Source organism: Nocardiopsis coralli (assembly GCF_014892575.1).
Lineage (GTDB): Bacteria > Actinomycetota > Actinomycetes > Streptosporangiales > Streptosporangiaceae > Nocardiopsis > Nocardiopsis coralli.
Genome location: NZ_JADBGI010000029.1, coordinates 45,661 through 72,101 on the forward strand (window position 1 = coordinate 45,661; position 26,441 = coordinate 72,101).

27 protein-coding genes and 1 tRNA gene are annotated in these 26,441 nt (G+C 71.9%); 16 read left to right on the forward strand and 12 right to left on the reverse strand.

What is annotated here, in order from left to right:
• Window positions 1–313 precede the first annotated feature (313 nt).
• Window positions 314–1,201 carry a CPBP family intramembrane glutamic endopeptidase gene (locus tag IDM40_RS24475; RefSeq protein WP_193124418.1) on the forward strand — a complete coding sequence of 296 codons (888 nt, stop codon included), beginning with the start codon at window positions 314–316 and terminating at the stop codon, window positions 1,199–1,201.
• 80 nt (window positions 1,202–1,281) lie between these two features.
• On the opposite strand, the gene IDM40_RS24480 is transcribed toward IDM40_RS24475, so the two are convergent.
• Together IDM40_RS24480 and IDM40_RS24485 are read right to left on the reverse strand one after the other, a co-directional pair.
• Window positions 1,282–1,355: transfer RNA gene (locus IDM40_RS24480), tRNA-Pro, on the reverse strand.
• Between the two features lie 85 nt (window positions 1,356–1,440).
• On the reverse strand, window positions 1,441–2,358 hold the full coding sequence (locus IDM40_RS24485) for a metallophosphoesterase (protein WP_193124419.1): 918 nt from the start codon (window positions 2,356–2,358) through the stop codon (window positions 1,441–1,443).
• A gap of 103 nt (window positions 2,359–2,461) precedes the next feature.
• Between IDM40_RS24485 and IDM40_RS24490 the strand changes: the two genes are divergently transcribed.
• Entirely contained in the window at window positions 2,462–2,917 is a 456-nt protein-coding gene (locus IDM40_RS24490) for a GatB/YqeY domain-containing protein (RefSeq protein WP_193124420.1), read from the forward strand.
• 67 nt (window positions 2,918–2,984) lie between these two features.
• Here the strand turns inward: IDM40_RS24490 and IDM40_RS24495 are convergent, their stop codons facing one another.
• Window positions 2,985–5,366 (reverse strand): penicillin-binding protein, encoded by a 2,382-nt coding sequence (locus IDM40_RS24495; RefSeq protein ID WP_193124451.1) that lies wholly within the window; start codon window positions 5,364–5,366, stop codon window positions 2,985–2,987.
• Window positions 5,367–5,804: 438 nt separating this feature from the next.
• On the opposite strand from IDM40_RS24495, the gene IDM40_RS24500 reads away from it, so the two are divergent.
• Window positions 5,805–6,125, forward strand: a complete 321-nt coding sequence (locus IDM40_RS24500) for a WhiB family transcriptional regulator (RefSeq protein ID WP_193124421.1) — start codon at window positions 5,805–5,807, stop codon at window positions 6,123–6,125.
• A gap of 42 nt (window positions 6,126–6,167) precedes the next feature.
• Here the strand turns inward: IDM40_RS24500 and IDM40_RS24505 are convergent, their stop codons facing one another.
• Together IDM40_RS24505 and IDM40_RS24510 are read right to left on the reverse strand one after the other, a co-directional pair.
• The gene (locus tag IDM40_RS24505; RefSeq protein ID WP_193124422.1) at window positions 6,168–7,322 is read right to left on the reverse strand and encodes an ArsA family ATPase; all 1,155 of its coding nucleotides are present in this window, start codon (window positions 7,320–7,322) and stop codon (window positions 6,168–6,170) included.
• Window positions 7,319–8,365: an ArsA-related P-loop ATPase gene (locus tag IDM40_RS24510; protein WP_193124423.1), complete on the reverse strand. Its 1,047-nt coding sequence runs from the start codon at window positions 8,363–8,365 to the stop codon at window positions 7,319–7,321. The genes IDM40_RS24505 and IDM40_RS24510 overlap by 4 nt, the downstream gene beginning before the upstream one ends.
• 141 nt (window positions 8,366–8,506) lie before the next feature.
• On the opposite strand from IDM40_RS24510, the gene IDM40_RS24515 reads away from it, so the two are divergent.
• The 4 genes from IDM40_RS24515 (at window position 8,507) to IDM40_RS24530 (ending at window position 10,877) form a co-directional block, all read left to right on the forward strand.
• Window positions 8,507–8,680 carry a DUF4177 domain-containing protein gene (locus IDM40_RS24515; RefSeq protein ID WP_193124424.1) on the forward strand — a complete coding sequence of 58 codons (174 nt, stop codon included), beginning with the start codon at window positions 8,507–8,509 and terminating at the stop codon, window positions 8,678–8,680.
• Window positions 8,680–9,141: a RidA family protein gene (locus IDM40_RS24520; RefSeq protein WP_193124425.1), complete on the forward strand. Its 462-nt coding sequence runs from the start codon at window positions 8,680–8,682 to the stop codon at window positions 9,139–9,141. Before IDM40_RS24515 ends, IDM40_RS24520 begins: the two co-directional genes overlap by 1 nt.
• A gap of 71 nt (window positions 9,142–9,212) precedes the next feature.
• Complete coding sequence (locus tag IDM40_RS24525) at window positions 9,213–10,028, forward strand: NUDIX hydrolase (protein ID WP_193124426.1); 816 nt, start codon at window positions 9,213–9,215, stop codon at window positions 10,026–10,028.
• Between the two features lie 42 nt (window positions 10,029–10,070).
• Complete coding sequence (locus IDM40_RS24530; RefSeq protein ID WP_193124427.1) at window positions 10,071–10,877, forward strand: MBL fold metallo-hydrolase; 807 nt, start codon at window positions 10,071–10,073, stop codon at window positions 10,875–10,877.
• A gap of 101 nt (window positions 10,878–10,978) precedes the next feature.
• Here IDM40_RS24530 and IDM40_RS24535 read toward each other — a convergent pair whose 3' ends face one another.
• A complete protein-coding gene (locus IDM40_RS24535; RefSeq protein ID WP_193124428.1) occupies window positions 10,979–11,665 on the reverse strand; it encodes a Crp/Fnr family transcriptional regulator in 687 nt (228 codons plus the stop codon).
• Window positions 11,666–11,945: 280 nt separating this feature from the next.
• Between IDM40_RS24535 and nth the strand changes: the two genes are divergently transcribed.
• From nth to IDM40_RS24550, 3 genes are all read left to right on the forward strand, one after another.
• Entirely contained in the window at window positions 11,946–12,680 is a 735-nt protein-coding gene (gene nth / locus IDM40_RS24540; RefSeq protein ID WP_017615716.1) for an endonuclease III, read from the forward strand.
• Window positions 12,681–12,847: 167 nt separating this feature from the next.
• Window positions 12,848–13,504 carry an NUDIX hydrolase gene (locus IDM40_RS24545; RefSeq protein ID WP_193124429.1) on the forward strand — a complete coding sequence of 219 codons (657 nt, stop codon included), beginning with the start codon at window positions 12,848–12,850 and terminating at the stop codon, window positions 13,502–13,504.
• A 21-nt stretch (window positions 13,505–13,525) separates the two neighbouring features.
• Window positions 13,526–14,704: a MarP family serine protease gene (locus IDM40_RS24550; protein WP_193124430.1), complete on the forward strand. Its 1,179-nt coding sequence runs from the start codon at window positions 13,526–13,528 to the stop codon at window positions 14,702–14,704.
• Window positions 14,705–14,823: 119 nt separating this feature from the next.
• Here the strand turns inward: IDM40_RS24550 and IDM40_RS24555 are convergent, their stop codons facing one another.
• Together IDM40_RS24555 and IDM40_RS24560 are read right to left on the reverse strand one after the other, a co-directional pair.
• Window positions 14,824–15,372 (reverse strand): ATP-binding protein, encoded by a 549-nt coding sequence (locus tag IDM40_RS24555; RefSeq protein WP_193124431.1) that lies wholly within the window; start codon window positions 15,370–15,372, stop codon window positions 14,824–14,826.
• Between the two features lie 13 nt (window positions 15,373–15,385).
• A complete protein-coding gene (locus IDM40_RS24560) occupies window positions 15,386–15,733 on the reverse strand; it encodes an STAS domain-containing protein (RefSeq protein ID WP_017610938.1) in 348 nt (115 codons plus the stop codon).
• A gap of 238 nt (window positions 15,734–15,971) precedes the next feature.
• Between IDM40_RS24560 and IDM40_RS24565 the strand changes: the two genes are divergently transcribed.
• The 6 genes from IDM40_RS24565 to IDM40_RS24590 all read left to right on the forward strand — a co-directional run bounded on the left by IDM40_RS24565 (window position 15,972) and on the right by IDM40_RS24590 (window position 22,200).
• Window positions 15,972–18,290 carry a DEAD/DEAH box helicase gene (locus tag IDM40_RS24565; RefSeq protein ID WP_193124432.1) on the forward strand — a complete coding sequence of 773 codons (2,319 nt, stop codon included), beginning with the start codon at window positions 15,972–15,974 and terminating at the stop codon, window positions 18,288–18,290.
• 1,950 nt (window positions 18,291–20,240) lie between these two features.
• Entirely contained in the window at window positions 20,241–20,513 is a 273-nt protein-coding gene (locus tag IDM40_RS28915; protein ID WP_328807119.1) for a DUF4244 domain-containing protein, read from the forward strand.
• Between the two features lie 16 nt (window positions 20,514–20,529).
• Complete coding sequence (locus IDM40_RS24575; RefSeq protein ID WP_193124433.1) at window positions 20,530–20,862, forward strand: TadE family type IV pilus minor pilin; 333 nt, start codon at window positions 20,530–20,532, stop codon at window positions 20,860–20,862.
• 6 nt (window positions 20,863–20,868) lie between these two features.
• Entirely contained in the window at window positions 20,869–21,231 is a 363-nt protein-coding gene (locus tag IDM40_RS24580) for an Rv3654c family TadE-like protein (RefSeq protein WP_193124434.1), read from the forward strand.
• Complete coding sequence (locus tag IDM40_RS24585; protein ID WP_193124454.1) at window positions 21,228–21,701, forward strand: hypothetical protein; 474 nt, start codon at window positions 21,228–21,230, stop codon at window positions 21,699–21,701. The genes IDM40_RS24580 and IDM40_RS24585 overlap by 4 nt, the downstream gene beginning before the upstream one ends.
• 61 nt (window positions 21,702–21,762) lie before the next feature.
• Window positions 21,763–22,200, forward strand: a complete 438-nt coding sequence (locus tag IDM40_RS24590; protein WP_193124435.1) for a hypothetical protein — start codon at window positions 21,763–21,765, stop codon at window positions 22,198–22,200.
• Between the two features lie 342 nt (window positions 22,201–22,542).
• On the opposite strand, the gene IDM40_RS24595 is transcribed toward IDM40_RS24590, so the two are convergent.
• From IDM40_RS24595 to ssd, 4 genes are read right to left on the reverse strand one after another with little or no spacing between them, the layout of a single operon-like run.
• Complete coding sequence (locus tag IDM40_RS24595; RefSeq protein ID WP_407940043.1) at window positions 22,543–23,199, reverse strand: type II secretion system F family protein; 657 nt, start codon at window positions 23,197–23,199, stop codon at window positions 22,543–22,545.
• A gap of 57 nt (window positions 23,200–23,256) precedes the next feature.
• Entirely contained in the window at window positions 23,257–23,928 is a 672-nt protein-coding gene (locus IDM40_RS24600; RefSeq protein WP_193124437.1) for a type II secretion system F family protein, read from the reverse strand.
• A 27-nt stretch (window positions 23,929–23,955) separates the two neighbouring features.
• Window positions 23,956–25,125 (reverse strand): TadA family conjugal transfer-associated ATPase, encoded by a 1,170-nt coding sequence (locus tag IDM40_RS24605; RefSeq protein ID WP_193124438.1) that lies wholly within the window; start codon window positions 25,123–25,125, stop codon window positions 23,956–23,958.
• On the reverse strand, window positions 25,122–26,177 hold the full coding sequence (ssd, locus tag IDM40_RS24610; RefSeq protein ID WP_193124439.1) for a septum site-determining protein Ssd: 1,056 nt from the start codon (window positions 26,175–26,177) through the stop codon (window positions 25,122–25,124). The genes IDM40_RS24605 and ssd overlap by 4 nt, the downstream gene beginning before the upstream one ends.
• Window positions 26,178–26,441: the final 264 nt, after the last annotated feature.

Here is a 26,441-nt window from a genome sequence, read left to right on the forward strand (position 1 = left end):
GTAGCTGCTGCAGGCCTGCCTCCCGCGCGGAGACCTCCCGCCGGCGGACCGCCACCACCAGGTCTGTCGCCGACATCTGCTGAATCTCGTCCATGCACCCACTGGCTCCTTCACGCCGTCTGCCGGTCACGTGCCGTCAGTCTCCGACGTTCCAGGGTCGTTCCGGAATGGTGCCCGTGCGGTGGAGGCGTATCTGCAGGAAATGGCCATGTCCGTGGTGTCTTCTTCCGTTCGTCGCCGTGCGGGCCGGCCCCGAGACGGTTCTCGGCATGGCCTCAACCGGCCAGTGGGCTTGTCACCCCGCGGGGCACGCGTGACTGTGTATCGGGGCCTCTACGGCCCGGAACGGGGGACGGCGATGGCGGGCTCGGAGCGGGCGAGGCGGGACCGGCCCTTCGGGAGGTCCTCCGAGTTCGTCGACCGCCACCGGGTCGCTGCCTTCTACACGCTGCTCCTGGCCGTGAGCTGGCCCTATCTGCTGCTCACCGCGGAGCGCGGCGAGGGCCTGTCCCGGATGGTGCCGCTGATCCTCGTCGGCCCCAGCGTGTGTGCCTTCGCCGTGGTCCTCGCCGCCCGCGGGTTCCCCGGCGCGCGGGCCCTCGCCTCCGGGATCCTGCGCGTGGGCGCACCGGGACGGGTCTACCTGCTCACCCTCCTCGGCGTGCCGCTGTGTTTCCTGGCGGCCGCCTACGCCGTGGCTCTGCTCGTGTACCCGGACCAGGTCGCAGCGCCGTCGACGGCGTCGCTGGTGTCCTTCGCCGTCAACTTCCCCCTGATCTTCGTCCTGGCGGGGCTCGGGGAGGAGTTCGGCTGGCGCGGGCTGGCACTGCCCCGGCTGCAGGAACGGTACGGGCCGCTGGTGGCGAGCGTGCTCGTGGGGCTCATGTGGTCCGTCTGGCATCTGCCGCTGGGACTCGGGGAACCGGGTTGGGCGGCCGGGAACGTGGTCTTCTTCGTCAGTGTGACGGCGGCGACCTTCTTCTACACGTGGCTGTTCAACCGCACCGGCGGCAGCATCCTCGCCGTCGCGCTCCTGCACACGACGGAGAACGCGTTCGGCTGGCCCTTCCAGGACGCCTTCTCCTTCGAGCCGCCCGGGTTCCTGTTCTTCGACGCGGTCAAGGCCGGCGTGTGGGTGTGCCTGGCGCTCCTGGCCGTCGTGCTCACACGCGGAAGGCTCGGGCTCGGCCGAACCGGGTGACCCGGGCGACCGCGTCCGAGCTGGAGGCTGCCCAGGGAACGACGAAGGGCCGGTCCCGCAGGACCGGCCCTTCGTGCTCGTCGGGGTGGCGGGATTTGAACCCACGACCTCTTCGTCCCGAACGAAGCGCGCTACCAAGCTGCGCTACACCCCGAAGCAACGTCCACAATTCTAGCGGACGCGCGGAGTGCTTCGCACATCGGTTGCGGCGGGGGTCGGTGCACCGGAGCCGCCGGGGTTCAGGCGGAGGGCACGAGGTCCAGGAGCGAGGCCTCCGGGCGGCAGCAGAACCGCACCGGCGCGTACGGCGACGTGCCCAGGCCGCCGGACACGTGCAACCAAGAGTCCTCGTACGGGTTCAGCCCCCAGGCGCGTTCCCGGTCGATGCCGCAGTTGGTCACGAGCGTCCCGTAGTAGGGCAGGCACAGCTGACCGCCGTGTGTGTGCCCGGCCAGCAGCAGCTGGTACCCGTCGTCGCTGAAGCGGGACAGGTTCGCCGGCTCGGGCGAGTGCAGCACACCCAGGCGCACGTCGGCGTCCGGGTCGGCCGGGCCGGCCACGTCGTCGTAGCGGTCGAGCTTGATGTGGGAGTCGTGCACCCCGGCGAGCGCCACCGAGACCCCGTTGGCCTTGAGGTGGCCCTTGTGGTTGTTGAGGTCCAGCCACCCCGCGGAGGTCATCGCCGAACCCAGGTCCCGCCAGGGCAGGTCGGGCACGCGGCGCTTGGAGTAATCGTGCTTGCTGGTGCGCCACAGGTAGCGGGCCGGGTTCTTCAACTGCGGGGAGAACAGGTCGTTGGAGCCGTAGACGAACGCGCCGGGGCGGTCGAGCAGCGGTCCGAGCGCGTCGATGAAGGGGCCGACGGCATCGGGGTGGGCCAGGGAGTCGCCGGTGTTGATCACGACGTCCGGCTCGTAGGCCTCCAACCCGCGGATCCAGTCGATGAGCATCCGCCGCCCGGGCGTCAGGTGCGCGTCCGACAGGTGCAGCACCCGCAGACGCGGGCTCCCCGGGGGAAGCATGGGGAGTTCGTAGTGGCGCAGCCGGAACCAGTTGCGCTCGATGACCGAGGCGTAGAACAGCCCCGCCGCCCCGACGGCACTGGTCACGGCCGCCGCCCGCCCGAGCCGGCGTGTGAGTCGTCGGTCGTCGCCCATCCGGGGTTCTCCTTCGTCGTCGATCGTGTGGCCGCGGCCGGCCGCGTGGCGCCGGACGGGAAACGGATGGTGGCCGCTTTCCGGCCACCGTAGGATCTGTGCCATGTCCGAACTCAAAGACCGCCTCAAGAACGACCTGACCGCCGCCATCAAGGAGCGCGACAAGGTGCGTACGGGCACCCTGCGCATGGTGCTGGCCGCCATCTCCACGGAGGAGTCCGCGGGATCCTCCCAGCGCGACCTCGACGACGCCGAGGTGACCAAGCTGCTGACCCGCGAGGCCAAGAAGCGCCGTGAGGCGGCCGAGGCGTTCGACCAGGGAGGCCGGTCGGACCAGGCCGCGGCCGAGCGGGCCGAGAGCGAGGTCATTTCGGACTACCTGCCCAAGCAGCTTACCGACGGCGAACTGTCCGAGCTCGTCTCCGCCGCCATCGGTGAGACCGGCGCCGAGGGCCCCAAGCAGATGGGCCAGGTCATGAAGGTCGTCAACCCGCGTGTGGCCGGCCAGGCCGAGGGCTCCCGGGTGGCCGCCGAGGTCAAGCGCCAGCTCGCCGGCTGACCCCTCCACGACGAACGCCCGGCACCGGAGCGGATTCCGGTGCCGGGCGTCTGCGTGTGCGGGACGGTCAGAAGAGCCGCTCGCGCGGTGTCGTGGGCAGGGCCGGCTGTACCGGCTCCGGGCCCTCGTCACCCGCCGCGGTGCCGCCGCCCTCGCTCAGGAACACGTTGACGGTCGCGCCCTCCGGCAGGGTCGTGCCGGGGTCCGGGTTGACCCTCGCGACGGTGCCCTCGGACTGGTCGGAGGCGACGCGGGTCCCGGAGACACTGACGTCGTAACCGGCGTCCTCCAGGTTCGAGACCGCCTCGGACTCGTCCTGGCCGACGACGTTGGGCACACCCTGGTCGTCGCTGGTCGGGCTGGCGTCCTCGTCCGGGTCGTCGTCGGAACCGCCGCCCCCGCCGGAGGTGGAGCCGAACTGCGACGGCGCCGAGGCCAGGCTCTCCTCGTCGAGGCCCTCGTGGGCGCCCTCGAAGGTCTCCTGCCAGATCGGTCCGGGGATCGTGCCGCCGTAGACCTGGCCGAAGGAGCGGCCGCCGAGGCTGACGTTGCGCAGCGGGTACTCCTGCGGTCCGCGCGGGTCGCCGACGAAGACGGCCCCGGCCATCTGCGGGGTGAAGCCGGCGAACCAGGCGGCGGCGGTGCCATCGGTGGAACCGGTCTTGCCACCCGCGGGACGTCCGATGTCCAGGCCGTCCGCGGTGCCTCCGCCGCTGAAGGTCTGCGACAGCAGGTAGCTCACCCCGTCGGCGACCTCTTCGTCGATGACCTGCTCGCACTCGGGCTCGATGTTGATCGTGGTACCGGACTGGTGGTCCTCGATCCGGTCGATGGCCTGCGGTTCGCACAGCTGGCCGCCCGAGGCGAAGGTCGCGTACGCGCCCGCGAGGTCGATCGGAGCGATCTCCTCACTGCCGAGGGTGAAGCTGTTGTTGGCGAGGGTGTTCTCGCTCTCCGTGAACTGCGTGCCGTCGGCCCGTTCCAGCCCCAGGGTCTCGGCCATCTCGATCGTCTCGCACAGCCCGACGTCGGCCTGGAGCTGGGCGAAGAAGGTGTTGGAGGACTGCTGGGTCCCCGACACCATGTTGTGGTTGCCGCCGTCGCTCTCACCGGCGTTGCTCAGCGACCACGACGGCAGGGTCCCGCCGTTGCAGGAGCGCTGCCCGGTCACGGTCGTCGACGACGGTGAGCTGTAGTTGGTACTGAAGGGCATCCCCTGGTCGAGCGCCGCGGCGAGGGTGACCGCCTTGAACGTCGACCCCGCCTGGAACCCGGTGCTGCCGCCGCGGTCGGACCCGGTGGTGAAGTTGATCGAGGTCTCACCGATGTTGCCCTCGTCCGGACCGAAGTTGCGGCTCTGCATCATGCCCTGGATACGGCCGGTTCCGGGCTCGACGATGACCTGTGCCGCGACCTTGCGGGACTCGTTCTCGCGGGGCACCCACTTGTCGACGGCGTCCTGGCCGGCTTCCTGGGTCTGCGGATCCAGGGTCGTGTGGATCTCGAGGCCCGCGGTGCGCAGCCAGCGTGCACGTTCGGTCTCGTTGGGCCCGTAGCGCTCGTCCTTCTCGATCTCCTGCACCACGTAGTCGCAGAAGTAGGGCTGATCACTGGGCACACAGCCGTTGGGCGGGGTGTCGAGCTCGAGTTCGAGCTCCTCCTCCTTGGCCTCCTCGGCCTCGGCCTCGGTGATGAAACCGACCGTGGACATGCGGTCGATGACGGTGTCGCGCCGTTCGAGGCTCTGCTCGGGGAAGAAGCGAGGGTTGTACAGGTACGGATAGCGGACCAGGCCCGCGATGGTGGCGGCCTCGTGGATCTCGAGTTCGCTCGCGGGCTTCTGGAAGTAGTGCTGTGCGGCCGACTCGACGCCGTAGGCACCGTCGCTGAAGTAGGCGATGTTGAGGTAGCCCTCGAGGATCTCGTCCTTGCTCATCCGCTGTTCCAGGGCGACCGCGTAGCGCAGTTCCCTGATCTTGCGGGAGATGGTCTCCTCGCGGGCCTCGTCGAGCTCCTCCTGGGAGGTGGCCGCTTCGATCTGCACGTTCTTGACGTACTGCTGGGTGATGGAGGAGGCGCCCTCGGTGTTGCCGCCCATGGTGCGGATGGCGGCGCGGAGGGTGCCGGACACGTCGAGACCGCCGTGTTCGTAGAAACGGGCGTCCTCGATGGCGAGGATCGCGTGCACCATCTCGTCCGAGACGTCGTCGAGTTCGACGAGTTCACGGTTCTGGTCGAAGATCTCTGCGACGACGCCGCCGTCGGCGTCGTAGATGGTGGAGCGCTGCGGGGGAGGCGGCGTCTCCAGGTTGCTGGGCATGTCCAGGAACCCGCCGGCGATGTTCCGGGCGGTGATCCCGAGGCCGCCGACGGCCGGGAGCGCCAGCGCGGCGACCAGGAGGCCGGCTATCGAGCTGACGAGTACCAGTTGGCTGATTCTTTGAAGCAATGTCCCCTGACCCACCCCATCAAGACTAAGTGACCGTGCGCGCTCGAAGTGGTGTGTTCCACCCAGAACGGGTCTGAACCACACCAACCGCCCACACCGTCTCGAGCCCCGTTCGCCCGGATCCATCCTGTCACGGCCCCGGGGCCCGAACCCCGTGTTCACAGGGCTTGTGGGCCGCTGCTGCCGCCTTCCCGTTCCCCGGCGCGGGGCCCCTGCGCAATGGCCCGGACGGGCCATATTCGGTTGGACGGAAAGTGGGTCGAGTGGGTTCTGTTGGCGCGGGTCACGAATCCGTACGTTCGAGGCCACGGGGGTGGGTGGGCGATGCCGCACCGATTCGAACACCCCCGCCCGACGACGGGGGCCTCCCCCTCCACTCAACCAGAGTGCGGACACCTCTTGGACCCCGCGAGCACGACGATTTGGGAGTGCCGGCAGATGCGGACCGACCACTGGATCACCCGGGCCTTGTGCCGTGAGCTCGACCCGGACACGCTGTTCGTCAGCGGAGCCGCGCAGAACACCGCCAAGCTCGTGTGCCGGGGTTGCCCGGTACGGATCGAATGCCTCACCGACGCCCTCGAACACCGCGTCGAGTTCGGTGTGTGGGGCGGCATGACCGAACGCGAGCGCCGCGCGCTGCTGCGCAAGCACCCGGACGTGCAGGACTGGGGCGAGCTCCTGGAACAGGCCGACCGCCAGGGCGAGGACCCGGCCCGCTACGCCGCCGCGCAGTCCGCGTCGGCGTCTGCGTCCTGAACTGCGGCGACCGACGACGGACAGCCCTCTCCGGCCCCGCGGTCACTCCGCGCCGGCGGAACCCTCGTGTCCCCCGCCGGCCAACCGTGCGCCGACCCACCGCAGCCCCGTGAGGTCGTGCACGTCCCCGGCCAGCGCGGCCACCTCCGCCACCCGCACACCCGGGTGCGCAGTGAGCAGCCGGTCGCGCAGCAGCAGTTCCCTCCCGCGCGTGCGCGCCCGCTCCGCGTGCAGACGCAGCGCTGCCTCCGCCACCGGGTGCTCCCCGTCCCGGGACAGCTCCTCCGCGGCACGCTCCGCCTCCTCTGCCCCGAGACGCGCAGCTGGGCCCTCCGGTAGCGGGTGGGTGCGGTTGAGTACCAGGCCCGCCAGCGGCATCCCGTCCGAGGCGAGGCGCTCCACGAAGAACGCCGCCTCGCGCATCGCGTCCGGCTCGGGGGCGGCCACCACGACGAAGGCGGTCCCCGGGTCCTGCAACAGCCGGTACGTGCGTTCGGCCCGCTCCTGGAACCCGCCGAAGACCGCCTCGAACGCCGAGGTGAACGAGCGCAGATCGTTGAGGAACTGTGCGCCGACGATCTTGCCGATCACCGACGTCACCATGCCCACCCCGGCACCCAGGAGCCGCAGGGGCCCCGAGCCCGCCGGGGCGGTCAGGAAGCGCATGAGCCTGCCGTCCAGGAACCTGCCCAGCCGTTCGGGGGCGTCGAGGAAGTCCAGCGCCGACCGGCTGGGCGGGGTGTCGACCACCACGAGGTCCCACTCCTCGGACTCCCGCAGCTGCCCGAGGCGCTCCATCGCCATGTACTCCTGGGTCCCCGAGAAGCTCGTCGAGAGGGTCTCGTAGAAGGGGTTGTCCAGGATCTGCCGTGCCCGCGCGGGATCGGCGTGCTCCTCCACGACCTGGTCGAAGGTGCGTTTCATGTCGAGCATCATGGCGTGCAGCTCGCCGGGGGTCCCCTCGGGCAGCGGCACACGGCGCGGGGTGTTGTCGAGCGACTCCAACCCCATGGACTGCGCCAGCCGTCTGGCCGGGTCGACCGTGATGACCACCGTCCTGCGTCCGCGTTCGGCCGCGCGTAGACCCAGGGCCGCGGCGCTGGTGGTCTTGCCGACACCGCCGGAGCCGCAGCAGACCACGACACGGCGCGCGGGGTCGTCCAGGAGCTCGTCGACGTCGAGGGTCTCGGGTGTCACCGGCCTACCCCCTGGTCGGTCAGTGCGCGGGCCAGGCGCTGGACGGCCTGCTCACCGGAGCCGCGTTCCAAGCGCGGCATTTCCAGGACGGGACGCCCGAGTGCGGTGAGCTCGCCCCGGACCCGTTCCTCCAGTTCGGTACGGACGGCGTGCGTGTGCAGTTCGCCCTCGAGGCCCGCCGCGAGGTCCTCGGGCTCGGGCAGACCCGCGGCGGCGAGCCCGGCGGCCAGGGAGGCGCGGTCCAGTGTTCCGGCGCGGGCCGCTTCGAGGTCGGCGTCGCCGAGCAGCCGCGGGCGCACCATGTTGACCAGGACCGCGCCGGGGTGCAGCCCCAGCCCGGCGAGTTCGTCGAGGCCGTCGGCGGTCTCCTGAGCGGGCATCTCCTCGAGCAGCGTCACCACGTGCACCCGTGTGCGGTCGGACCTGATGACCTCGGCCGCACGCGCGGCGTGGTCGTGCACGGGGCCGACCTTGGCCAGCCCGGCGACCTCGGCGTTGACGTTGAGGAAGCGCCCGATCCGGCCCGTGGGAGGCGCGTCCATCACCACGGCGTCGTACGCGAACGGGGTTCCGGCGGGCGCCGAGGACGGGCGTCCCCGGTGTCCCTTGCGGCGCCGGACCGCCTCTGTGGCCTTGCCGGTGAGCAGGACGTCGCGCACGCCGGGGGCGACCGTGGTCGCGAAGTCCACCGCACCCAGACGGGTCAGGGCCTGGCCGGCCCGGCGCATGCCGTAGAAGAGCTCCAGGTACTCCATGAGCGCGGACTCGGGGTCGGCCGCGAGTACCGACACCGTGCCGCCGCCCGGGGCCGACAGCATCGTGCGTTCCTCGTAGGGGAGGGGAGAGCGTTCCAACAGGGCCGCCACGCCCTGGCGCCCCTCGACCTCCACCAGCAGGGTCCGGCGCCCGCCGGAGGCCAGCGCGGTCGCGAGCGCCGCGGCCGCCGTGGTCTTGCCTGTACCGCCCTTGCCGGTGACGATGTGCAGCCGCGCGTCGGCGCACGGGCCCCAGGAGCCGGGTGATCGGTGCTCACGCTCACTCACCCCACGGAGTCTATGCGGGCCGGTCACAGCGGCGCCGGTCGGTCCATGCCACAGCACGTGCCCGGCCGTGGGGAAAGTAGGGTGAGCGGCGTCGAGAAGCGGTCCCGCGGGGCCGCCCAGCGAACCGATGGGGGAAGCCGTATGAGCAAGTGGGAGTACCAGACCGTGGCGCTGCTGTCGCACGCCACCAAGCAGATCCTGGACAACTGGGGCCAGGACGGCTGGGAGCTCGTCTCCGTCGTCCCCGCGCCCCTGCCGGAGGGCACCGACCCCCGCAACCAGCAGTACGTCGCCTACATGAAGCGGGAAGTCTGATGGCCACACCCGAGGAGCGCCTCGCCGAGCTCGGGCTGACCCTGCCCGAGCTCGCCGCCCCCGTCGCGGCCTACGTGCCCACGGTGCGCACCGGCGACCACGTGTACGTGGCCGGCCAGCTCCCCTTCGTCGAGGGCAAGCTGCCCACCACCGGCAAGGTCGGTGCCGACGTCGACCCGGAGACCGCCGAGGACCTCGCCGCGCTGTGCGCACTCAACGGCATCGCCGCCGTGCGGGCCGAGCTGGGTGACCTCTCCCGGGTGACGAGGGTCGTCAAGCTCGTCGGTTTCGTGGCGAGCAGCCCCGACTTCACCGGCCAGCCCGGTGTGATCAACGGGGCGAGCCAACTCATCGGCAAGGTCTTCGGCGACGCCGGCGTGCACGCGCGCAGTGCGGTCGGCGCGGCCGCCCTGCCGCTGGACTCGCCGGTCGAGGTTGAGATGATCGTCGAGGCCCGCTGAGCGGTTCGTCCCCATCCGGGTGGCGACATCCGGGCCCGGCGCGACTTTTCGATCCGAAGGAGGAAGCGTCGATGCCCGAGAACCACGGTGTCGCCCCTGCCCGTCCCGCCGCCACCGTCATGCTGCTGCGCACGCCGCCCGCGGGCGCAGCGGCCGGCGGTGGCCTGGAAGTGCTGCTGATGCGCAGGGTCGCGTCGATGGGCTTCGCCCCGGGGGCCTACGTGTTCCCGGGCGGCGGGGTCGACGAGCGCGACGCGGACGGGGACCTGCCCTGGACTGGCCCCGGCCCCGCCGAATGGGCCGAGCAGCTCCGGACGGACGTGCCGATGGCCCGGGCCCTGGTCTGCGCGGCGGTCCGCGAGACGTTCGAGGAGACCGGCGTCCTGCTGGCGAGCGAACCCGAACGCGCCGGTGAGGAGGCCATCACGGTCGACACCTCCACCGAGGACTGGGAACGCGACCGCCTCGGGCTGATCGACCGCTCACGCTCCTTCACCGAGGTGCTGTCCCGACGCGGCCTGGTGCTGCGCTCCGAGTGGCTGCACGCCTGGTCGCGGTGGATCACCCCGGAGGCCGAGAAGCGCCGCTACGACACCTACTTCTTCGTCGCGGAACTCCCGCCGGGCCAGGCCTCCCGCGACGTGGGCGGCGAGGCCGACCTGACCGCGTGGACCGATCCGGCCACGGTCCGGACCGAGTGGGAGGCCGGGCGCATGCCTATGCTGCCCCCGACCGTCGCCAACTGCGCGGAGGTCGCCGAGCGGGGAACCCTCCGCCGGGTCTGGGAGGCACGACGGGATATCGTCCCCATCGAGCCGGAAATCCGGGAGAAGGACGGAAAGGTCTGGGCCGTCCTGCCCAGCGGGGTCGAGTTCGCCCTCGGGTAGGTCCTCGGGCCTCGGCGGCTCGCGCGAGCGAAGCGAGGTGTGATGAGGATCGACGGTTCCGGCACGCTGCGAGCCACCTGTGTGCTGTGCCCGAACCCGGGGCCGATGACGCTGGACGGGACCAATACCTGGGTCCTGCGGGAGCCCGGCTCCCACGGCGTCGTGGTCGTCGACCCCGGGCCCGACGACGAACGCCACCTGGAGCGGGTGGCCCGCACCGTCCAGGAACAGGGCGGCCGGGTCCAGACCGGGCTGCTCACCCACCGCCATCCCGACCACGCCGACGGCGCCCCCTACCTCTCGGAGCTGACCGGGGCGCCCGTCCACGCCGTCGACCCCGGCGTGCGTGTGGCGGGGGAGGGCCTACGGGACGGTCAGACGCTCACGGTGGAGGGCCTGGAGCTCGGTGTGGTGGCGACCCCGGGCCACACCGACGACTCCGTCTGTTTCCTCCTGGAGGCCGACGGTGCCCTCCTCACGGGAGACACCGTCCTGGGGCACGGCACGACCGTCATCGACGGCGACGACGGGCTCGCCCCGTACATGCGGTCGCTGTACCGGCTGCGCGACGTCGTGGAGGAACACGGGGTGCGCGCGCTCCTGCCGGGCCACGGCCCGATCCTCAACGCACCGGCGCAGGCGCTGCAGCACTACATCGATCACCGTGAGTCGCGGCTGGCGCAGGTGCGGGACGCCGTGAACGCCGGCGCGGGAACCGCCGAGGAGGTCGTGGCGCGCGTCTACCCCGACATCTCCGAGGAACTCGCGTTCGCTGCCCTGTGGTCGGTCAAGGCTCAGCTGCGTTACCTCGTGTCGATGGGGGAGATCCCCGACAGCGTGGAGTCCTGAGCCTCCGCGCCCGGACAGGCCGAGGGCCCCGAACCCTCGGGACGGTGCACGTCCCGGCGGCTCGGGGCCCTCGGTCGTCCTGCTTCGGGCCTGCGCCCCGGCTAGCGGGCGCGGCGGCGCATGCGCTCGACGTCGAGCAGCACCACGGCCTTGGCCTCGATGCGCAGCCAGCCGCGGAGCGCGAACTCGGCCAGCGCCTTGTTGACCGTCTCACGGGAGGCGCCGACCAGCTGGGCGAGCTCCTCCTGCGTGAGGTCGTGGTGCACGTGCAGGCCGTCCTCGCCCTCCTTGCCGAACTTGTCGGCCAGCTCCAGCAGGGCCTTGGCCACGCGACCGGGGACGTCGGTGAAGACCAGGTCGGCCATGACGTCGTTGGTCCGGCGCAGGCGGCCGGCCAGAGACTTGAGCAGCTGGAGCGACACGTGCGGCCGGCTGGAGAGGAAGGGCCGCAGGTCGTCGTGGCCCAGGCCCGCCAGCACCGAGTCGGTCACGGCGACGGCGCTCGCGGTACGCGGCCGCGGGTCGAACAGGGAGAGTTCACCGAACATCTCGCTGGGGCCGAGCACGCCGAGAAGGTTCTCGCGTCCGTCCACGGCCGTGCGGGTCAGCTTCACCTTCCCGCTGAGGATGACGTAAAGGCGGTCGCCCTCGTCCCCCTCGTTGAACAGGGTCTGGCCGCGGCCCAGACGGACCTCGCTCACGGAGGAGCGGAGCGCCGCCGTGTCTTCTTCGTCCAGCGCCTCGAACAGAGGGGCCTTCCGCAGCACCTCGTTGACTTCGTCCACCACACGTCCTCCTAAAACCTGACCGTCAACAGTGTGACGTATATCGCACCCGGGTGTGAAACCAGGCCGTTACCTCGGCTTGTCCGCCGGGAGACAACGCGCCCACAACAGCCGACGTCAGCCCATGCGATCCTAGTCGTACATCGGCCTGTATCAGGGCTGTCCGCGCCGTGCCACCGGACATTGGGTACATAATTCCGGCCACCGAGCGGCTCGATGGTCGGGTCCACCCCGCGGGACCGAAGACGGTCCGCGGTGCACACCGGGCGTCTACCCTGTGACGATGCCTCGTGACACGGACCCGGACACGGTCACCCCCACCGGTGAGAGCCGCCTGGCGTTGGTGCGCCGTGCACGCAAGATGTACCGGGAGCTCAGCGAGCTCCACCCCGATGCCCATGCCGAGCTGGACTTCACCACGCCGTTGGAGCTCCTGGTCGCGACGATCCTGTCGGCGCAGTGCACGGACAAGCGTGTCAACCAGGTCACCCCCGCCCTCTTCGCCCGCTACCCCGATGCCGAGGCCTACGCCTCGGCCCGGCGTGAGGAGCTGGAGGAGATGATCCGCTCGACCGGGTTCTTCCGGGCCAAGGCCAACAACCTGATCGGGCTCGGCCAGGAGCTGTGCGAGCGGCACGGCGGCGAGGTTCCGGGAAACCTCGCCGACCTGGTCAAACTACCCGGTGTAGGACGTAAGACCGCAAACGTACTGCTCGGTAACGCCTTCGATGTGCCCGGTATCACGGTGGACACCCATTTCGGGCGTCTGGTCCGCCGATTCGGTTGGACCGACGAAACGGATCCGGTCAAGGTCGAGCACGCAGTCGGCGCACTGTTCCCCAAGCGCGACTGGACGATGCTGTCACACCGCGTCGTCTGGCACGGACGCCGGGTCTGCCACGCCCGCAAGCCCGCCTGCGGAGCGTGTGTGCTGGCGCCCCTGTGCCCGGCCTTCGGCGAGGGGCCCACCGATGAAGCCACGGCGACCAAGCTGCTGAAGATGCGCTCCTTCGCCTGAACGGGATGCGGTCCCCTCGGCACCGGGGCCGCGGAGCAGCCGGAATCGGACCGCGGTGCGGGAGTTGTCCACAGAATTTCCGCCGTACCCGGAAGCACACGATCGCGGTTTGTACTCTGTTCACAGTCCACACGACGGCGCGACGATCCCCGGAACAGGTCCGAAGCATGAACCCGACCCCGCTCTGGCTGGCCGCGCTCGCGGACTCCGCCCAGACCATGACCGTCCCCCCGCAGATGCGTCCCCCCGCCGGCGGCGGAGGACGCGAGTCGGCGGTGCTCATCCTCTTCGGTGAGGGTGTGGCCGGCCCCGACGTACTGCTCATCCAGCGCAACGACGGTCTGCGCCGGCACTCGGGCCAGCCCGCCTTCCCCGGCGGCCGTATCGAGCCCTCCGACCCCTCGCCCGAGGCCGCGGCGCTGCGCGAGGCGGAGGAGGAGACCGGCCTCGTCCCGGCGGGTGTGGACCTCGTGGGACGCCTGCCCGAGCTCTACCTGAAGTTCAGCGACTTCCGAGTCGCCCCCGTACTGGGCTGGTGGCGCGACCCCTGCGAGGTGCGCCCCACCGACACCGCCGAGGTCGCGGCCGTCTCCCGGGTGCCCGTCGCCGACCTCGCCGACCCCGACAACCGCGTCATGGTCCGTTACGGCGGCGGGCCCCAGTGGGGCCCGGGCTTTCGTGTGGACGGCATGCTCGTCTGGGGCTTCACTGGCGCGATCGTCGACAACCTCCTCACCCTCGGCGGGTGGGAACTTCCCTGGCGCAGGGAGGGTCTCACCGATGTGTTCGAGGCGACCCCGCAAGGCCCACGGCCGGTCGGCTGACGCTCACGTTTGGAGGGCACCGTGCTCGACCTGGTCCTGGTCGTCCTGCTCCTGCTTTTTGCCATCACCGGATACCGGCAGGGTTTCATCGTCGGGGTGTTCAGCTTCGCCGGCTTCATCGGCGGCGGGATCCTCGCCGCGCTGACCGCGCCCGACCTCATCCAGGGGTGGCTCGCCGACCCCGGCCAACAGGCGCTGCTGGCCATCGCCGTGGTCTTCCTGGCCGCGGCGCTCGGCCAGTTCGTCTCCTCGTACGTGGGCACCCTCGTGCGCAACAAGGTCACCTGGGACTCCGCCAGGGTCCTCGACGCGATCGGCGGGGCCCTCGTCAGCGGGCTCTCCGTGCTGCTCGTGGCCTGGTTCATCGGCAGTACCGTGGCCAACTCCGCGCTGCCGATGGTCGCCCAGCAGGTCAAGGACTCCCGCATCCTGCAGTCGGTGGACTCGCTCATGCCCGAGTCCGCCCACCAGGGGTTCTCGGAGTTCCGCCGCATCGTCGACCAGAGCGCGTTCCCGCAGGTCTTCAGCGGACTGGGCACGGGTGAGCTCGCCGAGGTCGACCCGCCCGACCCGGACGTGCTCACCACACCCGAGCTCATCGAGTCCAGCCGCAGCGTCGTCAAGGTGCTGGGGACCGCGCCGTCCTGCCAGCGCCGGGTCGAGGGCACCGGGTTCGCCTACGGCGACGACCGCATCATGACCAACGCCCACGTCGTCGCCGGCGTCACCGACGACCTGCGCGTGGTCACCCGCGACGGCCACCAGCTCGACGCCACGCTCGTGCTGTTCGACGCCGAGCAGGACCTCGCCGTGCTGCGCGTGCCCGACCTCGACCTGGAACCCCTGGAGTTCGACCACGAGGCCGACCAGGGCTCCGACGCCGTCGTGGCCGGGTTCCCGCGCAACAGCGGCTTCACGGCCGTCCCCGCGCGCATCAGGGCCCAGCAGATGGCGCAGGGGCCGGACTTCTACCACGAGACCCAGGTGAGCCGCGAGATCTACCAGGTGCGCGCCGTCGTGCGGCCCGGCAACTCCGGCGGGCCGCTCCTGGCACCCGACGGCAGTGTCTACGGGGTGGTCTTCGCCGCCGCCACCAACGAGGACGAGACCGGTTACGTGCTCACCGCGGACGAGGTCGCCGACAACGCCCGGGAGGGCCTCGAGAACGACGCCGAGGTGTCCGCGGAGCGCTGCGACTGACCCTTCCACCCCACCGCCCTCGGCGGACGCCTGGCGGCGCGGTGTTCGTTCTGTTCGACACACGAGAAGGGGCGCCCCTCCCGAGCGGGAGAGGCGCCCCTTCGCAGGTCTTTCAGGCCCTAGTTGGCGCCCGGGTCCGGGGAGGGTTCCGGGAGCACGGGCCAGCTCATGCGGACGACCGTGCCCTCGTCATCGGGTTCGATCTTGACCTCGTCGGCCAGACCGGTGATGACCGCCAGCCCCAGGCCGGGCGAGAATCCGGAGATCCCGCCGGGAGGGGTGTCGTCGCCGTCGAGGAACAACCCGTCGAGGGGCGGCGGGTTGGCGGCTTCCTCGCTCCCCTTCGCGGGGGCACGGTCGGTGACGACGACCTCGAAACGCCGTGTGGTGATGCCGTTGGCACGCAGGAGTTTCTCCGCCGTGCCGTCGTCGGGCTCCGAGGACGTGTCGGTTCCGCTGCCGTCGATCAGCTGGAGCAGGATCGGCTGTGCGGGGCAGTGGACCTTGTGTGCGGCCACCGCCCGGGAGCACGCCTCTCCGACCGCCAGCCTGATCTCGTCGATCGCGGAGGCGGCGACACCGGCCCGCCGGGCGACCGTCGCGGCCATGAGCCGCGCCGTGCGCACGTGGGCCGGGAGCGCGCTGATCGTGAGCGTGATGGTTGCCATCGCTCGCTCTGGGCTACTTCGACGAACGCTTGTCGATGGCTTCCTGGACCGTGTTGTGGATACCGAAGACCTTGGTCAGGCCGGTGATCCGGAAGATCTTGAGGATGCGCTCCTGCGTGCACACCAGGTCCAGCGTCCCGTCGTGAGCACGGACGCGCTTGAGCCCGCCCACGAGCACACCGAGGCCGGTCGAGTCGAGGAACTCCACTTTCTCCATGTTGACCACGAGGTGGAAGTTGCCCTTGTTGACCAGGTCGATCAGCAGCTCGCGGAGCCGGGGCGCGGTATAGACGTCGATCTCACCTTCAACGACGACGATCTCGGTGTCGCCCTCGGTGTAATGATCAAGCTTCAAGTCCACTAGTCCTCCAGCGCCGAACCGCGAATTCATCGCGAATGATCTCTGCCGGGCGTTACCCCACCAGCACGCATTCAACCACGGGTGCCGGTCGAGTCTTCCTGTGATGCACAGAAAAACCGTGACACCGCGGCTCTCTTCCCCCGGGTGTCACACTGAAACCGGATGTCCATCAGCGCCCCACGCTCGGTCGGTCGGGGCCTCGTGGGCCGGGAACGAATCCACTGAGGAGGGGTCTCGGATGGGACGGCCGGAGCCGGTGCTCCCAGGGGTGTGGCGTGACGATACCCCTTACCCGCAGGTGACCCACATCGAGCGGGTGGCCCGGAGCGAGGGGGAGAGCGGGGACTGGCCGCAATGGGTGGCCCCGCCCCTGGTCGAACGGTTGATGGCCCGTGGGATCACAAAACCGTGGTCCCATCAGATCACCGCCGCAGACCTGGCCCGCTCGGGCCGTGATGTGATCATAGCCACGGGTACTGCCTCGGGGAAGTCACTCTCCTTCCTCCTGCCCGCTGCGGAGGCGATCGACTCCGGTGGGACGGTGCTTTATGTCTCGCCCACCAAAGCGCTGGCGCACGACCAACTGCGCTGGATATCGGACCTCGAACTTCCCGAGGTCAGAGCGGCCGTATATGACGGTGACACCCCGGCCGAGGGCCGGCGTTGGGTGCGCGAGCACGCCACCTACGTGCTCACCAACCCGGACATGCTCCACCACGGCATGCTGCCCCGGCACGCCGCCTGGTCGCGGTTCCTGCGGCGGCTGAAGTACGTGATCGTCGACGAGGCCCACCACTACCGGGGGGTCTTCGGCTCCCACGTCGCGTTGATCCTGCGGCGGCTGCGGCGGATCTGCGCCCGTTACCGGTCCGAGCCCACGTTCGTGCTGGCCTCGGCGACCTCGGGCAGCCCGGCCGAGAGCGCGTCGCGGCTGACGGGGGCCGAGGTCACCGCCGTCACGGAGGACGGGTCCCCGCGGCCGTCGATGTCGGTCGCCCTGGTCGAACCGGAACTGACCGACATGACCGGTGAGCACGGTGCCCCGATCCGGCGGACCGCGCCTTCGCAGGCGGCCGAGATGCTCGCCGACCTGGTGCGGGACGGGATGCGGACGCTGGTGTTCGTGCGCTCGCGGCAGGGCGCGGAGATCGTCGCGCTGGGTGCGCAGCGCATCCTGCAGGACCGCGGCGAACCGGGCCTGGCCGAGCGGGTGGCCGCCTACCGCGGTGGTTACCTGGCCTCGGAGCGGCGCGAGCTCGAGGGGGCCCTGCGCACGGGCGCGCTCCTGGGGCTGGTCAGTACCAACGCCCTGGAACTGGGGGTGGACATCAGCGGGCTCGACGCCGTTCTCATCACCGGGTGGCCCGGCACGCGGGCGTCGCTGTGGCAGCAGGCCGGCCGTGCCGGACGGGGCGGCGGCAACGCACTGGCGGCCTTCATCGCCCGGGACGATCCGCTGGACACCTATCTCGCCCATCACCCGTCCGCGATTTTCGGTCAGTCGGTGGAGGCGACGGTCCTGGATCCGGAAAACCCCCACATCCTGGATCCGCACCTGTGCGCAGCGGCCCAGGAGGTCCCGATCGGCCGGGCGGACTTCCCTTTGTTCGGACCCAGTACCGAGGAGCGTCTGGGTGCCCTGGTCGAGAAGAGATTGTTGAGAAAGCGCCCGAGGGGCTGGTTCTGGACGAGTCATGAACGCGCCAGTGACCTCGCCGATATCCGTGGCTCCGGCGGGAGTCCGGTCCAGATCGTCGACACCGCGAGCGGACAGCTCATGGGGGAGATCGACGAGGCGGCCTCCCACGGGACCGTGCACCCGGGCGCGGTCTACCTCCATCAGGGGGAGACCTACCTCGTCGACGACCTCGATCTCGACGAGGGGGTGGCGCTCGTGCACGCGGAGGACCCGCCGTACAGCACCTGGGCGCGGGACACCACCGACATCACCGTGCGCCGTACGCTGCGCAGCCAGACCTGGCCGAGCGGCGCCGTCGTGCACTTCGGCGAGGTGCAGGTCGTGCAGCAGGTCGTCGGGTACCTGAAGCGGGACGTGCGGACCGGGTCCGTGCTCGGCGAACAGCCCTTGGACCTGCCCGAGCGCACGCTCGACACCCGTGCGGTGTGGTGGACGCTTCCGGCCGAAGCCGAGCAGCGCCTGCGGGGGCAGGACGTGCCGCTGCTGGGGTCGGCGCATGCGGCCGAGCACGCGGCCATCGGTCTGTTGCCCCTGTTGGCGACCTGCGACCGGTGGGACATCGGCGGGGTGTCCACCGCCGTGCACGGGGACACCGGGAAGCTGACCGTGTTCGTCTACGACGGGCACGAGGGCGGCGCCGGCTTCGCCGAGCGGGGTTACACCGCCGCGCGGGAGTGGTTGGCGGCCACACGCGGGGCGATCGCCGACTGCGAGTGCGAACAGGGGTGCCCGTCGTGCATCCAGTCGCCCAAGTGCGGGAACGGGAACGAGCCTCTGGACAAGGCGGGGGCGCTGCGGTTGTTGGACGCCGTGCTCGAGGAGCCGGACGGCCGTCCACAGCCTGTGGACGGTCCCTGATGGGATCGCTGCGGGGTGCCGGACGCTCCGTTCTGGCTCGGGCTCGGGGCGGGCGAGTGGGTCACGTGCTGTCCGCCGAATGTTCCCGACCCCTTGCGGTTCGGGGGCCGTGCGCCTTCCCGCGGCCCCCGCTTCGCGCCTCTGAACAGGGCTTTCCCCCGTTGTCCACAGCCCAGAAATCACACCTTCCGCTCCGGTCCCGGCCGACCGAACCTGGAATGGACCGGACACCGCCCGGTCCACCCTGCGAGCAGGAAGGCCCCCATGGCTGCACGTATGTCCCACCCCGACCACGGCTCCGGCCCCGTTGACACGGGAACCCCGGGTCACACCTGTCGGCCGAAGCCGGCGCGGCCCGCACGGGCGGCGCGCGCCCGCCGTTACGAACCGCACGCCCGGCAGCTGACGCTGCCCGGGTTCGAGCACCTCGACGAGAAGTACCGTGACGGGCCCCTCCGTGAGGGGAGGGACCTCCACGACCTCCACGAGCCCGTCGACGGTGATGCCCGCGCGGTCCCGGGCGGCGTCCGCGGCTGGGACCTGGCCGCCGAGACGAGCGGCCCGTCGCCCGTCTGCGGCCCGGGACCTCTCCCTCGCCGGTCGCCGGACGGAGTGGCAAGGACCTGCGGTCCGCCCGACCCCCCTCGTCGGGGCAGCCGAGACGGCAGGGACGGCGCTCAGCACACCGGTGACACCCACCGTCTCCCCGACGGCACGCCTCTCGCCGACCGACTCCTCTCGGGTCTCGCAGGTCTTGCGGACCTCGAGGGGTTGACGGGTCTGCCCGGGCATCCGGAGAACCCGACGGACCCCGAACCCGCTCCGCCGTCCCCGGACGCACCTGTCCCGTTCCGGCGGAAGAAGGGGGTAGGAGAGCCGCTGCCGGAACGCCGTGAGGTCCCGGACACCGGGCCGGCCGCGGAGGCGCCGGTCGGCTCTGAGGGACCGGCAACCCCGGTGACCGCGAGCGAGCCGTGCTCGACTCCCGGGGAGCCCTCGGACCGGGCCCCGCGCCCGAGCGGCGCGACCGCGGAGCAGCCTTCGGAGGTTCTCGAGGGGTCGCTGAAGGCCACCGGTCCGGCCCGCCCGGACGCAACGACGTATCAGCCCCTGCCCACTCGCAAGTCCGCGGGCGCGATGCCTCGCTCGAGCGACCCGAACGGACGTGGAGACCACCCGGCCGATCCGGTTCCGTCTCGGCAGTCCATGGAGGATCAGGCGCCCGAGGCGCCCGTCCCCGAGAGGCCGGGGCCCGCGGGAACCCCGGATTCCGTGCGCGGGGCGGAGTGTGCGGTCGACTTCGCGGAGGGGGCCGCGGCGGCACCACCCGCGTCTCCCGAGGACGAGAGTGACGACGACCCCGATGGGGACTGCCCGGAGGGCCCCCTGGGCACCGATCGGGCATCCTCCGCCGGTACCCCTGTCACGGCGTCGGGGGTCCCCGGGCACTCCGAGCGCACGACGCCGACGACGGCCGACCCGGGGCGCTCGTACGGAACGGTCGGCGCTCGGGTTGACTCGACCTGTGCGCCGCAGCGGCGAGCTTCGGCCGCGGGTGCTCCCCACCGCGGTACCTGGGTTCCGCTCCCGCGGCCTCCGGCCGACGGCCTCTTCGCGCCGAGCAGCGCGCTGAGGGGCCACGAGGCGCCGATCGGGGACGGGAACCCCGGAGGCACTGCGCTTTCCGAGACCTCCCGTCAGGGACGGGACCCCCACGAGGGTTCCGTGACGGGGACCGGAGCCGTGATCCTGTCGCCGCGTCCTCCGGGGGACGACGCCTGCGCGCCGCGTGGGGCCGAGCCCTCGCGGTCGTCAGGTGTCGGGACCCCCGACGCCCACGGGCCGGTTGCGCCCTCCCGGCGCCGCTCCCCGGGCGACGACGGCCCCGCGCCGGCGTGCGTGCCGTCCGGCGGCCCCGGCCCGAAGGCCGGCCCGGGAACCCGTGTCGCCATGGGGTTCGGACGCGTGTGTGCGCGCACGCGGGTCTGGCGCACGGCCCAGCGGTGTGCGCTCCTCGCCGAGGGGGCCTGGTTTCGTCGCCCGGTGCGCCGCCGACCGCGCCGGGGTGCGCGCTGCGACGCCGGGATGTCGACGGCGGAGTACGCACTCGGCACCGTCACGGCGGTCGCGTTCGCGGGCGTGCTCTACGTCATCCTCACCGGCGGCACGGTCACCGAGGTCCTCACCGACATCGTCGTCGACGCGCTCAGCTCCGGCATGTGACCGGGGCTCGATCACCATGGAGACCGCGATGGTCCTGCCGTCCCTGTTGCTCCTCCTGGCGCTGTGCCTCGGTGTGGTGCTCGCCGCCTCGGCCCAACTCGCCTGTTCCGACGCAGCACGTGTCGGGGCGCGTGCCCTGGCCCGGGGGGAGAGCGACGACCGGGCACGGGAACTGGCCCTGTCGGCCGCCCCGGAGGGCGCCGACATCGACCTCGAAGGGGGCTCGGACATGTCCCGCGTGACCGTCCGCGCCGAACTCACCGTCGGCTCCGTCGTCGCCGTTCCCGTGCAACTGGTGGGAACGGCGGCGGTCCCCGTGGAACCGGGACCGGCGGAGGTGGGCGGGTGAGACGCCGTGCGCACCGACACTGGGTCGGCCACCGTCTGGTGGGTCTGCCTCTGCCTGCTCCTCTGGTCCGTCACCCTCGCGGCCGCCGCGGTCGCGGCCTCCCGCCTCGACCGGGACCGCGCGACCACTGCGGCCGACCTCGCTGCACTGGCCGCCGCGGCACGAGCCGTGCACGGTGTATCCGAGGCCTGTGACGGGGCCCGCGCCACCGCCGAGGCCAACGACGCCTCCCTCGTCTCCTGCGAACTCAACGGCCACACCGTCGACGTCACGGTCACGGTGTCCTCGACCGTCCTGGATCGCGACGTGAGCGCCCACGCCCGCGCCGGTCCGGCCCACGAAGCCGACACGTCCGAGGTGGAGCGATGAGCCCCGTCCCGACCCTGGTGTGCGCCCTGCTGTTGTGCGGGGCGCCACCGCACGCCACCGGACCCACCGAACCCGGTTCGCAACCCCGTGCGGCCGCCCTCGTCCCCGCGGACGGTGGGCCCGACCCCGGAACCGTCCCGGTCTCCGACGAGTACGGCTCCGATCGAGGACGTCCTCCACCCACCGGCGAACCGGAACCGGATCCCTCACCCTCCGTCCCGAGAAGCGCCGCGTCCCCGACGCCGGGCACTGCGTCCGAGTCGCCCCGTGAGGCGACCCCTGTCGTCCGCCACGTGGCCAGCCCGGAGCCGGCCGCGACCGCCTCGGGAGCCCTGGGACGGGTCTCCACCGGGCTCCTCGCGGTCCTGGCCCTCCTCGTTCTCGGGTTGCGCCTGTCGGTGGGCTGGCCCCGCTTTCCCGAGCCCTACCTGGGACGTCGCCGACGGCCGTCCGCACGGCGGTTCGGTTGACGCACGCCACACGGCCTCGGCCCCGCACACCCCGCCCTGAAGCGCCGTACCCTCCGTAAGTATGGGACACCGACACCCGAGCAAACTCCGTACCACCGAGGTGAGCCACGCGCGCGCCCGCTGGCTTCTGCGGGCCGAGCTCGCCGGGTGTCAGGAGTGCCGGTGCGAGGGTGACCACGAGGCCCTCGACGACCTGGTCTCGGGCGGCATGTTCGACTCCCTCATCACGGGGTTCGTCCTGGCCCGGGTCCAACAGTGGAGATCACCGGGGCGCACACCGCGCTACCCCGCCAACGTCTACCGGATCGCCCCCATCGACGAGCGCGATTTCTGGGGTGTCCCCACCCAGCACTGCATGCGGGTGTGCACGGTCGAGAGCGCCCGTGCCACCAGCGTGGACACACTTCCCGCGCTCCGGGAACTGCGACTGATGTCCGAGGCCGACCGGGCCCTGGTGCTGGACGACATCATCGACGGACTCAGCGAGGACGAGGCCTAGGACCCCCGGGGAACGCCGTCCCACACGGAACCCGCCGCCGTCCTCGAACGACGCCTCCGGCGCAGCGCTTTCTTGTGCGCGTCGCCCCAGCGGCGCTCTCGCTGTGTTCTTCATCGATCAACGGCAGGTCCGGGCCGGCCCCCTGCTGCGCGATAGTGCTGAGCTCGCGAAGCAGTGCACAGCGGGGGCCTGCTTCTTGGGTCTTGCGACAGCACCACTGTCCCGCCCGTCGCCGTTCATCACCCTCGACGGACGCCTCCAGCGGGACAGTCGGTCGAAGCGGCGGAAGACGCCCATGGAACACGCCCCCGGCCCACCCGGCACCCCTTCGCCGACGCGGGCTCAGCCCAGGGCGCTCCACAGCAGCTCCGCGGCCACCGGGACCACGCCGATGAGCACGAACGCCGGCAGGAAACACAGGCCCAGCGGCGCCACCACCAGTACCGACAGCCGCTCCACACGGGCCACACCGCGCGCACGCCAGGCCCGGCGCAGGTCCACCACGTGACGGTCCAGAAGGTCGGCCACCGGAGCGCCGGTGTCCGCGGCGCGGGCCAGGTCCTGACCCACGGCGACGAGCGGTTCGGGCAGGGCAGGGCTCTCCCACGCCGCTTCGGGGGACGCCCCGAGCCGCAGGCGTTCGGCGACCCCCGCCAGCTCCGCGCCCAGCTCGCCCCGCGCCGCCCGCGACACCGAGGCCAGACAGGAGGGCAGGGTGGCGCCGGCGCGCATCCCGGCCGCCAGGAGCCCCACGACGACCGGCAGGTCCGCGGTCACGGGCAGGCGTCGATGACGCGGACGGCGCAGGCGCCACCACAGCACCCCGCACACCCCGAGCACCACGACACCCCCGAACACACCGAGCGTGCCCACGGCCGCCAGGGCCGCACCCGCGCCGGCAGCGGCACGCACCACCGGCGCGAACGATCGGCCCCGCGCCGGATCACCGGTCAACGACCGCAACCTTCGCCTCTGCCCGGACCCGTTCCGGAGCCACACCGCCCCTGCCGCGCACAGGGCCGACCACACCGCGAGACCCACCGGTTGTTCACCCCCTCACCGTGTGGCGACCGCACCCCGCAGCATCCGCACCGTCCACCACACCCCGAGCACGTCCAACGCGACCCCGCCCACCAGGCAGGCCAGGCCCAACGGGGTCGTGAACAGGAACGCCAGCGGAGAGCCGCCCAGCCCTCCGGACATGAGCACCCCCACCACCGGCAGCCCGCTGAGCACGAAAGCGGTCGTTCGCGGTCCCGCGGTGCGGGCCAACGCCTCGGCGCGCTGCTCCTCCTGTTCGGTGAGGTTCTCCGCCAACCCGTCCACGACCGTGGCCAGACCCGCACCGGTCTCCGCCGCCACGTCCCAGCACACCGCCAGGTACGACAGCGCGGCCAGGTCCGGATCGCTCTCGGCCACCGTGCGCAGCGACGCCGCGTCGGACACCGCGCCCACCGCCGGCCCCGCCTGGAGGACCGCCAGCCGTAGCGCTTCCTCCGGCGGCTGCCCGGCCCGCAGCTCCGCGGCGAGCGTGCGGCACAGGGTGATGACCGCCCGCCGCCGTTCTCCTCCCCGACGCGCGGCCCGCACCCGGTCGTGCCACCGCTCCCACAGGTCGGCAACCCGTGGGAACCCAACACCGCCCGAGGACCTCAGCAGCGCCGGGTGCGCACGCGGGAGCAGCGCCAACCCGATCACCCCGGCCAGGCACACCAGCAGCACCACCACGGCCGCACCCCGTTCCCGAGAAGACCCTCACCGCACACCCCTGGCCGGCCCCGACCTCCACGACGCCCCCAACCGCGCGTCCAACTCCGCGACCCCGGGACCCTCGTCACAGGCACCGTCCGGCGCGAAGGCCACCGCGGTAGAGGCCTCCACCAACCCCGACGGAGCGCGGCACAGCAGGCCCACCTGCGACAACCGCCGCCCTCGTGCCAGGTGCACGATCACCACCCGTGTCGCCGCGAGCTGGCTGTGCGCCGCAGCCCGGCTCAACCCCGCCGAACACGCGAGCGCCTCGATCCGCGCCGGGACGTCCTGTGCCCCGTTGGCGTGCAGCGTCCCCGCGCCGTGGTGTCCGGTGTTGAGCGCCGACATCAGCGAGACGACCTCGGCCCCGCGCGCCTCACCGACCACCAACCGGTCGGGGCGCATCCGCAACGCCTGACGGACGAGGGTGTCCAGCCCGATCTCGCCACTGCCCTCGATGTTCGCGGGCCGGGTCCGCAACCGGACCACGTGCGGGTGGTCCGGCCGCAGCTCGGGTGAGTCCTCCGCCAGCACGATCCGTTCCCCCGGATCGGCGAGGGAGAGCAGGCTCGACAGGAGCGTGGTCTTGCCCGCGCCCGTCCCGCCCGTGACCAGGAAGGCGGCCCGCGACCGCACCAGGGCTTCCAACAACCCGGAGCCCCGCCGGGTGAGCGTCCCGCGTTCCACGAGGTCGGCCAACGTGAAGGAGCGTTCGGGCGGCAACCGCAACGACATACGTGTGCCCGACGGAGACACCGGGGGCAGGACGGCGTGCAGCCTCACCCCGCCCGGCAGATGCGCGTCGACGTAGGGCACCGCCGCGTCCAAGCGACGACCCGCCCGTGCCGCGAGCCTTTGGGCGAGCCGCCTGAGCTCCTCCTCCGAGCCGAACCGAACGTCCGTGCGGCGCAGCCCTCCATCGTCGATCCACACCTCGTCCGGGGCGTTGACCAGGATGTCGGTCACCCCCGACGCCATGAGTTCCTGCAGGGGCCCCGCACCGGCCAGATCGGCCGACAGGCGCTGGGTGAGGTGCAGAAGCTCGGTGTCGCCCAGGATCCCGCCCTCGGCCCGCAGCGCCGCCGCGACCGTGGACGGGGTGACCGCCGAACCCGCCGCGGCCAACCGGTTCCGCACGGCGTCGGTGAGCGTCTGTGCATCGGGCGGCGTCACGACACGGCCCTCGACCGGGGCAGCGCACCGATCACCCCGTCGGCGAAGCGGGCCAACGGGGAACGCGGACGACGGGCGGGCGCCTGACCGGAGGCCAGCGTGCGCGCCAACCCGGGCTCCGGCGGCAGGTCGGCGCCGAGTGGCATCCGGAGGGTTCCGGCGATGACCTCGGCGCTGAGTTCCCCGCCGGCCCCGCGCACCACCGCCCGCACGACCGGTGCTTCCTCCCGCAACCGGTCGGCCACCCGGGTGGCGGCAACGACCGAGGGCACGTCGGCAGGGATGACCACGAACACCACGTCGGCGCGGTTCAGTACCACCCGTGTGGCCGGGTCGAAGGAGCGTGGGAGGTCGGCCACGACCAGGTCGGCACCGGTCCGGGCGGAGGCCAGCGCGGCGCGCACCGCACCGACCGGGAGCGGGCGCTCGCCCCCGGCACCCCGCGTCCAGGTCAGGACCGAGACGTGGCTGGTCCCGGGCAACCGCGGGGACAGGTCGCGCCACCGCATCCGCCCGTTGCGGTGCAGCAGGTCGCCCCACCCTGCGGGCCGCTCCAGCCCTTCGCACCCCAGGTACACGTCCGCACCGCATCCGAGGGGGTCGGTGTCGAGGAGGGCGGTGCGCAGACCGGCCCGTTCGCCGGCCAGCGCGAGCGCGACGGTGAGGAGGCTGGCTCCGGCCCCGCCGCGCCCGCCGACCACGGCGAGGGTGGGTGCGGGTGAGGTTCCGTCCTCGGCGGCCTCGGAGAAGAGCCCGGCGAGTTCGTCCTCGTCCCGGGGCAGCAGGAGCAGTCCCTCGTGGCGTCCGGTGTCCGTCGCGTCGCCCCGGCAGACCACGACCAGGCGCGGATGCGGAGGGGGATCGGCGGCGCGCAGCGCAGGGCTGAGGTCGGTACCGACGACAGCCAGGGGCGCACGTGTCCACAGGCGCATCGCACGGTCGACGGTGCGGGCGACGTCCACCTCCACCGAGGCGGCCGAGGCCAGGCGCAGGAGGTCGTCGAGCAGATGGGGGTCGTCGGTGGCGATGAGGGGGCGGGGCTGTGGGTCCAACGGTGCCTCCGAAGGGCTGGGGTCACCCTTCGAGAATCCACCGGCGCGGAGCCCGACGGAAGAGCCGGTTCACGCCTGTGGACAACCGTGGTCGCCTGTCTCGTCGCCCACCGTTCCCGGGCCTCGCCGCGCACCACCACCGCTCCCGGCGTAATCCGCTATGGCCTGCGCAAACGTCGGGGAAAGAACGCACAGGGCCCCTTCTCGCGAAGGCGTCCACTCGGGTACCAAGGAAACAGAACGGTGGCGAAGAACCACCCCGAC

Excerpts from the sequence above, each read along its gene's own strand:
- IDM40_RS24485 (WP_193124419.1), bottom strand. The coding sequence starts at position 2,358 with ATGGGCGACGACCGACGACTCACACGCCGGCTCGGGCGGGCGGCGGCC.
- IDM40_RS24490 (WP_193124420.1), top strand. The coding sequence starts at position 2,462 with ATGTCCGAACTCAAAGACCGCCTCAAGAACGACCTGACCGCCGCCATC.
- IDM40_RS24500 (WP_193124421.1), top strand. The coding sequence starts at position 5,805 with ATGCGGACCGACCACTGGATCACCCGGGCCTTGTGCCGTGAGCTCGAC.
- IDM40_RS24515 (WP_193124424.1), top strand. The coding sequence starts at position 8,507 with ATGAGCAAGTGGGAGTACCAGACCGTGGCGCTGCTGTCGCACGCCACC.
- IDM40_RS24520 (WP_193124425.1), top strand. The coding sequence starts at position 8,680 with ATGGCCACACCCGAGGAGCGCCTCGCCGAGCTCGGGCTGACCCTGCCC.
- IDM40_RS24525 (WP_193124426.1), top strand. The coding sequence starts at position 9,213 with ATGCCCGAGAACCACGGTGTCGCCCCTGCCCGTCCCGCCGCCACCGTC.
- IDM40_RS24530 (WP_193124427.1), top strand. The coding sequence starts at position 10,071 with ATGAGGATCGACGGTTCCGGCACGCTGCGAGCCACCTGTGTGCTGTGC.
- nth (WP_017615716.1), top strand. The coding sequence starts at position 11,946 with ATGCCTCGTGACACGGACCCGGACACGGTCACCCCCACCGGTGAGAGC.
- IDM40_RS24545 (WP_193124429.1), top strand. The coding sequence starts at position 12,848 with ATGAACCCGACCCCGCTCTGGCTGGCCGCGCTCGCGGACTCCGCCCAG.
- IDM40_RS24555 (WP_193124431.1), bottom strand. The coding sequence starts at position 15,372 with ATGGCAACCATCACGCTCACGATCAGCGCGCTCCCGGCCCACGTGCGC.
- IDM40_RS24565 (WP_193124432.1), top strand. The coding sequence starts at position 15,972 with ATGGGACGGCCGGAGCCGGTGCTCCCAGGGGTGTGGCGTGACGATACC.
- IDM40_RS28915 (WP_328807119.1), top strand. The coding sequence starts at position 20,241 with ATGGGGTTCGGACGCGTGTGTGCGCGCACGCGGGTCTGGCGCACGGCC.
- IDM40_RS24575 (WP_193124433.1), top strand. The coding sequence starts at position 20,530 with ATGGAGACCGCGATGGTCCTGCCGTCCCTGTTGCTCCTCCTGGCGCTG.
- IDM40_RS24585 (WP_193124454.1), top strand. The coding sequence starts at position 21,228 with ATGAGCCCCGTCCCGACCCTGGTGTGCGCCCTGCTGTTGTGCGGGGCG.
- IDM40_RS24590 (WP_193124435.1), top strand. The coding sequence starts at position 21,763 with ATGGGACACCGACACCCGAGCAAACTCCGTACCACCGAGGTGAGCCAC.